This is a genomic window from Anaeromyxobacter oryzisoli, from assembly GCF_022690765.1.
Lineage (GTDB): Bacteria > Myxococcota > Myxococcia > Myxococcales > Anaeromyxobacteraceae > Anaeromyxobacter > Anaeromyxobacter oryzisoli.
The window spans coordinates 53,582-66,134 of record NZ_JALCZA010000008.1 but is presented as its reverse complement, the minus strand read 5'-3'; the positions used below and the strand labels follow the sequence as shown (position 1 = coordinate 66,134).

Here is a 12,553-nt window from a genome sequence, read left to right as displayed (position 1 = left end):
GCGTGCGCAGCCCGCTCTTCCGCTCGCTCGCGGTCGGGGCCTGCGCTCGGCCCCCGGCGTTCAACCCTCGCCCGGGCCGTCAAAAATGTCTTGACCAGCGGGGGGCTCGCCTGTAGAACCCCGCCTCGCAACGACGCTTTTCCCACCTGACGCGGGGTGGAGCAGCCAGGTAGCTCGTCGGGCTCATAACCCGAAGGTCGCAGGTTCAAATCCTGCCCCCGCAACCAGTCTGAACGAACAGGCCGCCTCCCTCTGGAGCGCGGCCTGTTCCATTTCTGAGGGTCAGCTTCGCCGTGTAGCCCGTCCGGCCCGGGCGTCAGCTCGATCGACTCGACGACCTGGGCGAGCGCGGTCCGCGCCTGCTCGGGCCTCTTCGCCGCTAGGGCGTCCAGATCGCCAAGGGCCGTGAGGACCGCCGCGACCCAGACCCGGCTTCGCTTCGGCGCAGGGTGGCCCGCGCGAGCTGGGCGCGGAGGTCGCGCAATTTCGCCTCCTCGGTCCGAAGGCGGCGCGCGAGCGGCTCCGAGAACCCGATGCGCGCGAGGACGTCCGTCACCTTCTCGACGCGCGCCTCGGCAGCGGCGACCTCGGCGAGACGCGAGGTGTGCCCGGACCGCCCGGAGGGCGGCCGCGTTCAGGCCCAGTTCGCCGGTGGTCGTCTTGTTCGCGCAGGCGGTCGGCCACGGGTCAGCCATCGGGCTCGCTCAGCGCGCCTCCTCGAAATCCGCCTGAGCGTGAAGATGGCGCAGCGTGAGTCGGTCGCGACCGGCTCGGGTCGAGGTCATCCCCATTATCGCGCAGCGTGATCGAACGCCCGCGTGGGCGGCATGAAGCCTGACGACTGCGCCGCCGCCCATTTGGACGTCTGCGTCATGAGCGCGCGCCCCATCGTGCTCGGGACCGCACGCGCCGGCGACGCGTAGCGTTTTCCTGCCCTGCCACTCACGTCCGCACACGGCCGTTGTCGCGGGCTCGCGAGAGGCATCCAGAGCCCCGGGGGGATCATGAAACGAGACCTGTCTTGGATGGGCGTCTTGACCACCGTGATCTTGCTCGCGTCGGCCACGGACGCCAACGGGGACCCGGATTCGACGTCAGCAGTCGCGTCGGCCGAAGCTGCCGGCGAGGATGCGCAAGTGCCCGCAATCGGACCGACCTGGCTCGTGCTCGCGGTCGGCTACGACTCCGCGAGCATCTGGGATGGAGTGACATGGACGTCACACTCGATCCCCCGAGACGCGTGGTCTGAGTCGGGCGTCGTCTACACGCAGGTCGCGTGGAGTGGCTCATTGCTCGTTGCGATGGGGGCGACCGGCGGTCCCCCCGTCACCTCTACGTCTCGCGACGGCGTCACCTGGGAGTACCGCGGCCCGATATGGATGGGTGAGAGCCTCACGGGGCTAACCTGGGCGGGTACCTCGTTCGTGGCGGTGGGGTCGTTCGACGGGTACAACGCGATCTCGTTCACGTCGGTGGATGCGACCTCGCCCTGGACCGGACCGGTCATCGTGTATGAGGCTTCGTATTTCGACGGCCCGGCGTGGAACGGGTCCACGCTCGTCGCCTCCGGAGGAAAGGGGTGCATGTCACCGCCTTTCGACTGCCAAGGAATCCTCGGGACGTCGACCGACCTCCTCCACTGGACGGTCGTTCCGGTGCCGCAGCCCTTCACATCGATGGAGGTGATGCCGAACGGAACGTCGTTCATGGCTGTGGGGACCGACTCGACCTCCAGGTGCGTCTTCGGCACCTCGCCGGACGGTCAGAACTGGTCCGCCGCCCCGCTGCCGTTCGCGAAGGCCTGCTTCGCCGCCGCATCGGACGGTTCACAGTTCGTCGTGATCGGAACCAGTTCGTCCGACGCGCGCAGCGCCTTCGTGTCGCAGGACGGGGTCGCGTGGATGGGACCGTTCGCGCTCCCGCCCGGCGCAGATTACCGCGCGATCACGTGGAATGGCTCACGGTACGTCGCGGTCGGCTCGAGCGCCTCGGGCGACGCGATGTCCGCGACTTCCCCGGACGGCGAGACCTGGATCGGACCGGTCTCGGTCGGCTTGCGGTATGCCCAGACCAGAGGCGGCCTCATCTCGTTCGTCGCGCCACCTCGGATCGACAGGGTCAGCCCGGACGCGGCGCCCCCGAACGGCAAGGGATCGGTGCTCATCCGCGGAAATTACTTCCAGACCGGCGCCACGGTGACGTTCGGCGAAGCGCGCTCGACCCGCGTGCGCGTGACGAGCGCCGCGACGATCACGGTCACTCCGCCCGCGAACGATCCCGGCCCTGTCGACGTCACGGTCGTCAATCCCGACGGTCAGACGGCGACCCTCCCTGGAGCGTTCGTCTATCGCGCGCCGCGACGGTGAGCTGCGGAGCAGCGCGGCCGAATGCCGCTCGCCCACGATCTCGTAGAGGTCCTCGGGCGCCGGCGCGCGGAGCGGCTGGAGCCCGAAGTCGTCCAGGATGAGCAGGTCGGGACGTGCGAAGCTCGCGAGGCGGCGCTCGTACGTACCGTCCGCGCGCCGCGCGCCGAACTGGGCGAGTGCGCGGGTGGCCCGCATGAAGGCGACCTCGTATCCTCGTCTGGCCGTTTGGCCGCCCCCGCGCGCGTCGCGTTGTCGCAGCTCTGGACTGCGTCGGGAATCACATTGCGTGTACTTCGACAGCGCCCGTAGCATGGCGGCATGAACGGACTCGAGCCCGGCCTCGCCGGCGGCGCCCCGCTCGCCGCGTCGTCCCCCCTGGTCTCCGTCTTCCGGCGCGTCTTGGGGCCGGAGACCACCGCGCTCGAGGCCCGGGTCGTGTTCGTCGGGGCGCTCGTGTTCACCTGCCTCGTCGCCGCTGCCGCCGCCGCACGCGCGCCTGGGTGGGGCGCCCTCCAGTGGGCGCTGGCGATCGCGATCGCCTTCGACTTCGGCGGCGGGGTCGTCGGGAACGCGACCCGCTCCTCGGCGCGGTGGTCCCACCGGCCGGGCCAGAGCCGCGCCCGCGCGCTCTTCTACGCGGGGCACGTGCACCCGGTCGCGCTCGCCTGGGCGTTCGAGACGCCGTGGGCGCAGGCGGCCGCGCTCTACGGCGGGATGCTCGCGGCCGCGGCCATCGTGGAGCTCGCCCCGCGCGCCGTCGCGCGGCCGGTCGCCTTCGGCGCGGTGGCGCTCGGGCTCGTCATCGCCTCCGCGGTCGCGTGGCCCGTCGGCCTCGAGTGGTTCGCGCCGGTCTACCTGCTGAAGCTGGTCGGGCACGCGGTTCCGCCCGAGGCGTGAACGCCGCGGGACCTCGGCCTCGGCTACGCCGTCCGTTCCATTCCGGCCACGCAGAGAGCGAGCAAGGTGCAGCGGAAGATGGATCTCGCGCCATCGGGACGGCGGGGAACCAGGAGCGGGCGCAACGCGCGGCGGGGTAGGGGGCTCCCGGGCGGCGGTAGAGCAGCCACGCGGCGATGTGCCGGGTCGTCTCCGTCGCAGGTCAACGGCCCGGTCATCGGGCCATCGAGCGTTTGCCCGGAGCAAGACGCCGTTGCGCCCGGCGCGCGGTCACAGCGGTGACGGCCGTGGCGTCGCCGTGGCATGCTCGCGTGCGCTGCGCCGGCCCGCGGACGGCGCCGTCCAGCGGCGGAGCCAGCACGTGACGTCCTTCGATTTCGACAACGCGCCCGATCGGCGGAGTACCGACTCCATGAAGTGGGGCCGTTACACCGGGCGGGACGTGCTCCCGCTCTGGGTGGCGGACATGGACTTCGCAGCGGCGCCGCCCATCCTGGAGGCGCTGCGCGAGCGCGTGGCGCATGGCGTGTTCGGCTACGCCGAGCCCTGGCCGTCGCTCCTCAAGGCGACGACCGACCACCTGGCCGGCGAGTACGGCTGGGACGTCGATCCGTCGTGGATCGTGTGGCTCCCCGGCGTCGTTCCGGGGCTGAACGTCGCCCGCCGTGCCGTGGGCGGGACCGCCTTCACCGCCACCCCCATCTATCCGCCCTTCCTCTCCGCGCCGGAGGTGCTGCTCACCGCGCCGCTCCGCCGCGGCGAGGTCCGGTGGGAGTGGGACCTCCCCGCCGTCGAGCGGGCGCTCACGCCCGAGTGCCGCCTCTTCCTGCTCTGCCATCCGCACAACCCGACCGGCCGCGCCTGGGAGCTTGCGGAGCTCGAGGCCGTCCACGACCTCGCCCGCCGCCGAGACCTCGTCGTCTGCTCCGACGAGATCCACTGCGGCCTCGTCCTCGACGCCGGCCGGCGGCACCACCCCTTCGCGACCCTCTCCGAGGACGCTGCCCGGCGCAGCATCACGCTCATGGCGCCCTCCAAGACGTTCAATGTCCCGGGGTTGGGGTGCGCCTTCGCGGTCATCCCCGATCGCCCTCTTCGGCAGCGCTTCCAGCGCGCCATGCGCGGCATCATCCCTCACGTGAACGTGCTCGGCCTGGTTGCCTGCGAGGCCGCGTTCCGTCACGGAGGGCCGTGGCACCGGGCGCTCCTCGACTATCTGCGTGGCAATCGCGACCACCTCCTCGCCGCGCTCCGTTCCATGGCGCCGCTGGTCACGACGCCCGTGGAGGCCACGTATCTCGCCTGGATCGACGCGCGCGCGACGGGCCTGGCCGACCCGCAGCGCCACTTCGAGGCGGAGGGCGTCGGGCTCTCGGCGGGTCGGGCCTTCGGGCCGGGCGATCTCTACCAGGGCTTCGTCCGGCTCAACTTTGGTTGCCCGCGCGCCGTGCTCGACGAGGCGCTGTTGCGGATGCGCCGCGCCCTCGCGCGCGAAGAGCGGCGCTGATCACGCTACACGGTCCCGTGTCAGGCTTGCCGGTCAGCTGCACGACCGCGGCGAGCGCGCTCGACGCGGTGGACCGCATCGACGCCGCGCATCGCGATGCTCTCGAGGTCATCCGGTCCGGCAGCCGCTCGAAACACAGCGCCGACCCGGCGGAGCAGTGCTCTTCGCGCGCTCCCGGTTCGCCGCCCGCACCGCAACCCTCGAGCGCCCGCACGGTTGCGCTCCGCAACCCGCCTCGGCGTCGCCCGCGCCACCCCGAGGATGGTCGTCGCGTTGCGCGCGCTCACCTTACCCGTCGCGCCGCCTCCGGAGCCGCGGTCGCTCGCGCAGCGCCCGCGCGAGCTGGACCATTCCCTGCGCCGGCCCGGTCCGCGATCCCGAGCCGCACCGGGCCGACGCTCGAGCGGCTGTACCGCGTCCGCATCGACGAGGTGAGTGACCGTATGGGCCACATGGGCCAGCGGCCGGTCCGCGCCGCCGCCGCTCGCGCCGAGTGGCAGCCTGCTATGCGGCGGACGTCAGCTTCAGTCCGACGATCGACACCACGAGCAAGAGGATGAAGACGACGCGAGGTGCGGGCATCGTCTCGCCGAACAGGACGACGCCGCCGATGGCGGCACCGACTACGCCGATCCCCACCCACACCGCGTACGCAGTCCCGATCGGCAAGGTGCGCGCGGCTCGCGCGAGCAGCAGCATGCTCGCGACGATCGCCGTGCCCGTGAGGACGCTCGGGAGTGGGCGCGTGAAGCCGTGCGTGTACTTGAGACCGAGGGACCAGACGGCCTCGAGGACCCCTGCGATGACGAGAACGACCCAGGACATGGAACACGCCTCCACGGCCCGTCGTTCGTTCCTGGTACGGGTCGCCCTCGTCAGGGCTCGAGATGAGCGACCAACACCTAGCCGTCTTGGACCTTCGCGGCAACTGCTGACCGGCACCGACGGTCAGGCCTCCGGCCCGAACACGGCCAGCGCCCTCCCGTCGCGACGCACCCCGAGCTCCCACCGGAGCGCGTCCGGCGCCCGGCCGCGGACCCGGATCCAGCCCCGGTGGATGGCGTGCAGGTGATGCGCGGCGCAGAGGGCGATCTGGTTCTCTTCCGAGTCATCGCCGCCCTGCGAGCGGAAGCACACATGGTGCACGTGCGCGGCGGGGCGGCTGCACCCGGGCACCTGACAGCGGCACCGATCCCGCGCGAGGACCTTCCGCTTCCGCGCAGGGCGCGAGCGCTCCAGTTGCTTCACCGCTTCGGTCCACGTCTCGATGAAGTGCTCCGCGATGCGGACGACGCACTCCTCCGGGTTGAGCCAGTGACCTGCGGCGGCCCGAGCCGCGCGGAACGAGGCGTCGATGAGGAGGGCCACCCGGCGCGGCACATGGAGGGTCAGCCAGGCGCGCGCACACATCTGCGCGGGGAAGGGGCCCGTCGGCTTGCTCGGCGTGCCCGTCTCCGCCGCGGAGTCGTCGGTCCGGCTCGAGGGCGCACACATCTGCGCTGGTTCCGCCCCGGAGTTTGCAGGCAGCTCCGACGGCGCACACATCTGCGCTCGCTCCTCCCCGGAGTCGTGGGCCTGCCGCGACGGCGCACACATCTGCGCCGCGGCCCGCGCCTCGGCCTCGGCCCGAGCGGCGAGCTCGTCCTCGAGCTCACGCCGGAACGCGATGCAGGTCGAGGCCTCGGCGTGTGCGATCAGCGCCCGGACCGTGTCCTCGTCCGTGCTCGCTCCCGCCGCGCGAACGACGAGCCGTGCCTGCTCGTAGCTGACCCGGCCGCCCCGGAGCGCCTGCCGGAGCGCCGGCAGCGCATAGAGCCGGCGCTCCAGCGCGGCGCGCTGCGCGACGGTCCGCTCCGCCATTCCCAGGCGCTCGGCGCAGTAGTGGCCGAAGGTGGCGAAGCCCATGTCGCGCCAGAGCCCGACGTTCAGGACCAGCATGGCGAGGTGGCCGACCAGCTCGTCCCAGCGCTCGCGCATGGAGGCGAGGTGCCGAAGCTGCTCGTCGAGGAGCTCCGCGGGATCCCTCGCAGGCGCGCCGCCCGCGTCGCTCGAACCCCCATCGTCCAGGCCCACGCCGTTCGTCACGACGCCGACGACCGGCGCCGGCACCGCCTCGACCTGATCGAGCGCGGCCCAGCACGCCGTCTCTTCCTCGAGCGCCTCTCGCGCGGCATCGAGCCACTCCGCGCGCGACGCCTCCACGCTCCGCTCGTCCGCCTCCTCGTCCGCGTCCACCGGATGCGCGGCGAGGAACTCCTGGCAGATCGATTCGAACCGCTGCCACCGCGGCGAGGTCGCCCCGAGCAGCTTCCCCGCCAGGGCGAGCGCCTCGTCGAGCCGGGCCCGCGCCTCCGGGCCGAGCGCGACGTCCACTCGATCGAACCGCTCCTCCTCGGATTCGGCGCCAGCCGTCGCGCCGAGCCCGCCAAGTGGGTCAATCGCCCCGGTCGCGCCCTCCGGACGATCCTTGGTACCCGCCGCCCGTACCGCCACCTCGAGCGCCCGCACCGTCGCGGTCCGCGCACGCTCGACCCACTCGGCCTCCGCTTCGCCGAGCGCCACCCGCAAGATCGTGGTCGCCTTCCGCGCGCTCACCACGCCGGAGCGGACCGCCTCGCGGAGTCGTGGTCGCGTCTGCAATGCGCGCGCGAGCTGGACCATCCCCTGCGCGGTCCGGCCGGCGATCCCGAGCCGCTCGCGGGCGTAGTCGCCGATCCCCGAGTACCCGAGTCGCAGCGTCCGGTCGCCCTGGGCCAGGGCGAGGAGCCCCTCGCCGAGCGCGACATCCAGCGCGCCCCGCCCCCGAGCCACCCGGGCGAGGAGGCCGTCCACGAGCAGGGCCGCCTCCTCGCGAAGGACATGCGGCCGCTCGTGCGGCATCGGCGGGTCGAGCTGCCACGCGGCGCGGGCGAGCGCCTCGGGCGGCGGCACCGCCGAGGTTGCGTTCGAGCTGGCAGCGGCTTCGCACATCGTCCGGACGATTGCACGAGGGTCTGACATCCGGCGTGGTCGTGAATTGCGCGATTGGTGCGGTGAATTGCCGCCTGCTTGATCTCCCGGAGCCCGCGGTGCTCCTCGCTGCGGCAACGCCGGTCTCTCGCAGGCCATGGAGTCCGTGGCGGACTGCTGACGTCGCCGCCGCCGTCCTGGCGGCCGTGCTACGGTCCGAGCATGGGCACCTGGGATGCGGGACCGTTCGGGAACGACGCAGCGATGGACCTCGTTGGCACGGTCGTCGATTCGCTCATGGAGACCGTTGACGCATTCCTCGCCAATCCCCGGATCGACGAGACCTTCGACGAGGGCTTCGCGGCCATCGCCCTCCTGAACGAGGTCATGCAGCGGACAGCGGCGCGCCCGTGGCGCGACGGCGGCGGGGTGGCGGGTCCCCCCATCCGCGAAGCGTTCCTGCGCTGCTTCGACGAGCAGATCGACGGGATGGATCCTGCGCCAGGATCAAGGACGCGCAACGAGCGGCCCTCGACGCGGAGCTGGCGCGGTTCGTCCGGTTCCTCGAGGAGTGACGACACGGCGAAGGGGAGCGTCTCTGCGTGGTTGTTCGCGGAGCGAGCTTCGCTGATCGATCGCGTGGACCTCGGGCCGGCGCGCGTGCGCCCGCCGACCCAGGGGACGGCGGGGCTTGTTCCTTCGCTGGAGCCTTTCGGGGCCGCTCCCGCGTTCGCGCGCGGCGGTATCGTCGCGGTCGGGAGGCGATCATGGCGACGTCGATGCGGGACGCGGGGCGGGAGTTCCTCGCCCGCGGGCGCTTCGCGCTGGTGGGCGCGTCGCGCGACGGGAAGAGCTTCAGCCGGTACGTGCTCCGGGAGCTCGTCCGGCGCGGGTACGACGTCGTGCCGGTGAACCCGTCGGTGGCGGAGCTGGAGGGGCGGCGCTGCTTCCCGCGCGTCCAGGACATCACGCCGCCGGTCGGCGCGGCGCTGCTCATGACGCCGCCCGCCCGCACGAGCGACGCCGTGGGTGACTGCCTGGCGGCCGGCGTACGCCACGTGTGGATGCACCGCGGCACCGGCCCCGGTGCGGCGACGCCGGAGGCGATCGCCCGCTGCCGGGCCGCCGGCGTCGAGCCCATCGTCGATCTCTGCCCGTTCATGGCGCTGCCCGACGCCGGCTGGTTCCACCGGCTGCACGGCCGGCTCCGCGGCGTTCACCGGCGCCCGGCGACCGTCGTCCAGGGCGACGTCTAGTCGCCGCCAGCTCTCGTCCGCCGCTGGTCTCCGGTTGCTCTCCATCCCCGCGGGCTGGAACTCGCTTGTCTTCTCGGTGGCACCGGGCGATCCTCACCGCCCATGAAGACCCTCTTCCTCTGCGCTTTCGTGGTCATCGTCTCGGCCGTCGCAGCGCCTGCGCGTGCACAGGTGGCGGTCGACGTCCGGATCGGCTTCCAGGCTCCGCCGCCGCTCGTGGTCGTCAGCCCGGGCGTCCAGGTCGTCCCCGACTACGACGAGGAGGTCTTCTTCGCGGACGGCTGGTACTGGCTTCGCCGAGATGAGGTCTGGTATCGGACGCGCGATTACCGCGGCGGCTGGGTCCTGGTGGCGCCGCGAGCGGTGCCTGGTTCGCTCGTGACCCTCACGCCCGGTCAGTACAAGCACTGGCGGAAGGACGAAGAGAAGGCGGAACGGAAGGCGTGGAAGGAGCACGAGAAGGCGGAGAAGAAGGCCCGCAAGCACCACAAGGACTGACCGCCGCTCGAGGTCCTCGCGTCTGCCGCGCGTCTACCGCGTCTACCGCATGTTGGCGGCTTCGAGCGCGTCCTCGATCATCTTTCGCGGGGGCACGCCCGCGAGACCGTAGAGGCGTCAACCGAGCCCGACGTCGCGCGGTGCGTTCGGGTCGATGTCCTTGCCGTTCACCCTCACCGTGGGTGATCCCGGGAAGGCCTGTCGTTCGGCGTCGTCCACGGTGGCGATGATGAAGGTCTCGATCGTCGCCGTGGGATCGACCTCGGCGACGACCTGGCGCAGCAGCTCCAGCGCGCGCGCCCCGTGCCCACACCCCGGACTCATCAAGAGCTGAACCGTGACGGCCACCGTTCGAGCGTAGCACCAACCGCCGCCGACCGGCGGCCCGGAGCGGTCGGGCGTCGCCGAATGCATGATCGGAGAGATCCGGGCGGGGGACGGACGACATGCCCCCGCCACCCGGCGCCGACGGTGCGTGCGGGCTGTCCCGCCCGCGCTACCTGCTACCAGCCCTCCCGGTCGAAGTTCGCGGTGTGGCCGGGCCGGATCGCCTCCCCCCGGCGCAGCGCGCGCCAGAGCTCCCGGGCGTGCTCCGGCGCGTAGGGCCGGTGGACGAAGTGCACGCGGAAGCTTCGGGCGCCGGCATCCCGCAGGGCGGCGAGGCGCGGCGAGAGGTTGAACGGCGCGTCGTTCAGCGTGAAGGAGCGGCACCGCTCGTTCACGACCAGCGCCTTCCCGCCGTGGGAGGAGGTGAGCTCCATCCGGACGAAGGTGCAGTCGGCCGGGCCGGGGCAGCGCCCGGCGAGGTTGGCGTACGGGCACGACTCCGAGACGAAGAGCGGCGAGTCCTCGTACACCACCACCGCCGCGGCCGGGCCGAGCTGCCCGAGCAGCGCCGCCAGGTTCGCGCGGACGTCCTCGGTGGAGAGGGTGATCCGGCCGACGCCCATGTCCCGGAGCTGCCGGGCCGCGGCGCGGTTCACCGCGTAGAGGCTGGAGTCGGAGGAGAGATCGAGGCCGCCGGCGTCGCCGGGGACGAGGCCGAGCAGCGCCCAGGACGCCGGCCCGGTCAGCTCCCAGCGCCGGTACCCGGCCGCGCGCAGCGCCTCGACGCGGCCCCGGAGGGCCCGCTCCTCCCAACTCCGCACGACGAGGGGGAGCCCGAGCCGCAGCCGGTCCGGACCGGCCCGCGTGGCGAGCGCGTCCAGCCGCTCGACCAGGCCGCGGAGCGGGAGCAGGCCGAGATCGACGATCACGTCGTCGGTCCCCTCGAAGTCCTCGCGCTCGAAGGCGTCGAGGGTCTCGAGCCGATCCACCTTGACGGTGAACCCCACCCGCTCGGCGGGCGCGGGCGCGGGAGGAGGGGCGAGCTCGGCGCGCGCGGCGTCGGCCCGCGCCCGGACGTCGGCGGAGATCGCCGCGTCGAGCCCCTCGGCCAGCGCGCGCCGGGCCTCGTTGAGCCGGGACACCGGGACGAAGCGGCCGGCGGGGTCCCGCCAGTCGAGCGCCTCCAGCCGGAAGCGCGTGTCGCCCATCTTCTCGAAGGCGGCCCGGGCGCTCAGGGCCATCCTGGCGGGATCGCGCGCGGCCTCGAGGGCGCCGGGCACGGCCACCTCGGCCCGGACGGCCCGGCCCGGCGCGACCTCTGCGGTGGCCTCGAGCCGGAGCCCGGCGGCGGAGACCTCGGCGGTGACGTGCATGGGCCGACGCGCGCGCTGCGCGCCGAGGTTGGGCCGCTCGAGGTGGTAGCGGAGCTTCACCGCCTGGGAAGAGGAGAGGGAGACCGGCGCGCCGAGCGGGATGGTGGGGTAACCGTCGGGCAGCGGCACCTCCACCAGCGCCTCCGCCGGCGCCTCGAAGACCTCCGCGGCGGCGCCGCGCGTCACGACCCTCAGGGTGGCGACGCCGAACCCGAACGGTCGGTCGAGGCCGGGGATCTCCACCTGGAGCCCGTCGTGGCGCGCAAGGGCGCGGGCGGTCCGGAACCGGATCGCGGCGCCGTCGCCCGACCGCACCACCGCCTCGACCTTGCCGAGCGGCGCGCCGCGGTGGCCGACCAGGTCCCGGTCGGCCACGTCCTTCTCGAGGTGGGAGTCGAGGTAGAGCGTGGTCCAGGGGCGCGCGAAGGTGGCGCGCAGGTCCGCCTCCCGCTCCGACCGCTCCCCGGGCGGCAGCGTCCCGTCGAGCAGCCGGCGGTAGAAGTCCACCGCGGCGGCGACGTAGGTGGGCCCCTTCTTGCGCCCCTCGATCTTGAGGCACGCCACGCCGGCGTCCCGCAGCGCGCCCACGTGGTCGGGCAGGGCGAGGTCCTTCATGGAGAAGGCGAAGCCGGACCGCAGCCGCTCGGGGAGCGGGGAACCGTCCAGGGAGGTCACCTCCCACCGGTCGCGGCAGGGATACGCGCACGCGCCGCGGTTGCCGCTCCTCCCGAGCAGGTGCGAGGAGAACAGGCAGAGGCCGCTGTAGGCGTAGCAGAGCGCGCCGTGGAGGAAGGTCTCCACCTCCACCCCGGGCACCGAGGCGGCGTCGCGGATCTCCTCCAGCGTCATCTCGCGGGCGAGGGTGACCCGGGCGAAGCCGAGCTCGCGCAGCGTCTCCACCGCGGCGCGCGAGTGCGCGGCGAGCTGGGTGCTGGCGTGCAGCTCCAGCTCGGGGAAGTGGCGGCGGGCGACCCGCGCCACCCCGAGGTCCTGCACGATGACGGCGTCGACGCCGAGCTCGGCGAGGCTGCCCAGCGTGTCCACGAGCCCGTCCAGCTCGCCCTCCAGCACCAGCGTGTTCACCGTGACGAAGACGCGGCGGGCGGGGGTGAGGGCGCGGGCGTGGCCGAGGAACCGATCCAGCTCGTCGAGGGTGAAGTTCTGGGCGTCGGCGCGGGCGGAGTAGCGCTTCAGCCCGAGGTACACCGCGTCGGCCCCGTACTGGAGCGCGGCGAGGCCCGCCTCGAGCCCGCCCGCGGGCGCGAGGAGCTCGATGGGGCGTCGGGGGCGCTCTACGCCTGGTCTCGCGCGCGACACGGGAGGTCTCCGGGGTTCGCGGGAGCCGGCCGTCTCGGGCTCCCGCACCGCGGCACCCTAGCT

10 protein-coding genes, 1 tRNA gene and 1 pseudogene are annotated in these 12,553 nt (G+C 73.0%); 7 read left to right on the top strand and 5 right to left on the bottom strand.

Features of this window, described 5'->3' with window-relative positions; translation table 11 throughout:
- The first annotated feature begins 150 nt into the window (after nt 1-150).
- Together MNZ27_RS04550 and MNZ27_RS04545 are read left to right on the top strand one after the other, a co-directional pair.
- Nucleotides 151-227, top strand: a tRNA-Met gene (locus MNZ27_RS04550).
- Between the two features lie 816 nt (nt 228-1,043).
- Entirely contained in the window at nt 1,044-2,366 is a 1,323-nt protein-coding gene (locus tag MNZ27_RS04545; protein WP_242392900.1) for an IPT/TIG domain-containing protein, read from the top strand.
- 27 nt (nt 2,367-2,393) lie between these two features.
- Here the strand turns inward: MNZ27_RS04545 and MNZ27_RS24215 are convergent.
- Nucleotides 2,394-2,678: pseudogene (locus MNZ27_RS24215) on the bottom strand (ATP-binding protein); the annotation flags it as partial.
- Nucleotides 2,679-2,684: 6 nt separating this feature from the next.
- Between MNZ27_RS24215 and MNZ27_RS04540 the strand changes: the two are divergent.
- Nucleotides 2,685-3,263, top strand: coding sequence for a hypothetical protein (locus tag MNZ27_RS04540; protein WP_242392848.1), 579 nt, complete (start codon nt 2,685-2,687; stop codon nt 3,261-3,263).
- Between the two features lie 361 nt (nt 3,264-3,624).
- Nucleotides 3,625-4,770 (top strand): MalY/PatB family protein, encoded by a 1,146-nt coding sequence (locus MNZ27_RS04535; RefSeq protein ID WP_242392847.1) that lies wholly within the window; start codon nt 3,625-3,627, stop codon nt 4,768-4,770.
- 504 nt (nt 4,771-5,274) lie between these two features.
- Here the strand turns inward: MNZ27_RS04535 and sugE are convergent.
- Together sugE and MNZ27_RS04525 are read right to left on the bottom strand one after the other, a co-directional pair.
- Nucleotides 5,275-5,595 carry a quaternary ammonium compound efflux SMR transporter SugE gene (gene sugE, locus MNZ27_RS04530; RefSeq protein ID WP_242392846.1) on the bottom strand — a complete coding sequence of 107 codons (321 nt, stop codon included), beginning with the start codon at nt 5,593-5,595 and terminating at the stop codon, nt 5,275-5,277.
- A gap of 123 nt (nt 5,596-5,718) precedes the next feature.
- The gene (locus MNZ27_RS04525) at nt 5,719-7,740 is read right to left on the bottom strand and encodes an HNH endonuclease signature motif containing protein (protein WP_242392845.1); all 2,022 of its coding nucleotides are present in this window, start codon (nt 7,738-7,740) and stop codon (nt 5,719-5,721) included.
- 201 nt (nt 7,741-7,941) lie between these two features.
- On the opposite strand from MNZ27_RS04525, the gene MNZ27_RS24210 reads away from it, so the two are divergent.
- From MNZ27_RS24210 to MNZ27_RS04515, 3 genes are all read left to right on the top strand, one after another.
- Complete coding sequence (locus tag MNZ27_RS24210; RefSeq protein WP_408629679.1) at nt 7,942-8,631, top strand: DUF4259 domain-containing protein; 690 nt, start codon at nt 7,942-7,944, stop codon at nt 8,629-8,631.
- Nucleotides 8,547-8,975 carry a CoA-binding protein gene (locus MNZ27_RS04520; protein ID WP_408629678.1) on the top strand — a complete coding sequence of 143 codons (429 nt, stop codon included), beginning with the start codon at nt 8,547-8,549 and terminating at the stop codon, nt 8,973-8,975. The genes MNZ27_RS24210 and MNZ27_RS04520 overlap by 85 nt, the downstream gene beginning before the upstream one ends.
- 102 nt (nt 8,976-9,077) lie before the next feature.
- Nucleotides 9,078-9,473 carry a hypothetical protein gene (locus MNZ27_RS04515; RefSeq protein ID WP_242392843.1) on the top strand — a complete coding sequence of 132 codons (396 nt, stop codon included), beginning with the start codon at nt 9,078-9,080 and terminating at the stop codon, nt 9,471-9,473.
- A gap of 42 nt (nt 9,474-9,515) precedes the next feature.
- On the opposite strand, the gene MNZ27_RS04510 is transcribed toward MNZ27_RS04515, so the two are convergent.
- Both MNZ27_RS04510 and MNZ27_RS04505 read right to left on the bottom strand, forming a co-directional pair.
- Nucleotides 9,516-9,797 (bottom strand): DF family (seleno)protein, encoded by a 282-nt coding sequence (locus MNZ27_RS04510; protein ID WP_456298393.1) that lies wholly within the window; start codon nt 9,795-9,797, stop codon nt 9,516-9,518.
- A gap of 179 nt (nt 9,798-9,976) precedes the next feature.
- Entirely contained in the window at nt 9,977-12,490 is a 2,514-nt protein-coding gene (locus MNZ27_RS04505) for a peptidase U32 family protein (protein WP_242392841.1), read from the bottom strand.
- Nucleotides 12,491-12,553 lie beyond the last annotated feature (63 nt).